Genomic DNA, 682 nt, shown 5'->3' with positions numbered 1-682 from the left:
TTCGTGGCGGGCCAGGACGTCGTCGAGGGCTGCGTCCAGTGCTTGGACGTCCAGCTCTCCGCTGATCCGGAAAGCGATCGGCATGTTGTAGACCGGGGACCGGCCTTGTAGTTGGTCGATGAACCACAACCGTTGCTGGGCATACGACAACGGAACGCGCTCGGGGCGTTCGACGGGTACCAGTCGTGGGGATCGGCTCGAACCCGCACCATCGATACCGAGGGCCAGCCGGGCAACGGTGGGTGTGTCGAACACGGTGCGTACCGAGAGATCGGTGTCGAGCGTGGTGTTGATCGCGGCGATCAAGCGCATGGCCGACAGTGAATCTCCGCCGAGATCGAAGAACGAGTCGTCGACCCCGATGTGGTCGAGTCCGAGTATCCGAGCGTAGAGGGCGGCAAGGATTTCCTCGACGGGGGTGCTCGGGGCGCGATACGCGCCGGCGGTGTACTCCGGTGCCGGTAAGGCGCGGACGTCGAGCTTGCCGTTGACCGTCAGCGGTAGCGCCGCCACCGCCATCACCGCCGCCGGGATCATGTAAGTGGGAAGGTGTTCGGCGAGTTGGGTGCGTATCGTGGCGGGGTTTGCGGTGCCGGTGATGTAGGCGACGAGGCGTTTGTCTCCGGGGTGGTCTTCGCGGGCGATGACGGCTGCTTGTTCGATGCCGTCGAGTTGTGTTAGC

Annotated in this window: 1 protein-coding gene; it reads right to left on the bottom strand. The window is 64.7% G+C overall.

What is annotated here, in order from left to right; translation table 11 throughout:
* Nucleotides 1-682 (bottom strand): phosphopantetheine-binding protein (locus tag IG65_RS35520; protein WP_036526651.1); only part of this gene is annotated, 682 nt, incomplete at both ends.

The organism is Nocardia sp. NRRL WC-3656 (genome assembly GCF_000720265.1).
Classification (GTDB): Bacteria; Actinomycetota; Actinomycetes; order Mycobacteriales; family Mycobacteriaceae; genus Nocardia; species Nocardia nova.
This window is presented reverse-complemented; position numbering and strand designations above follow the sequence as displayed.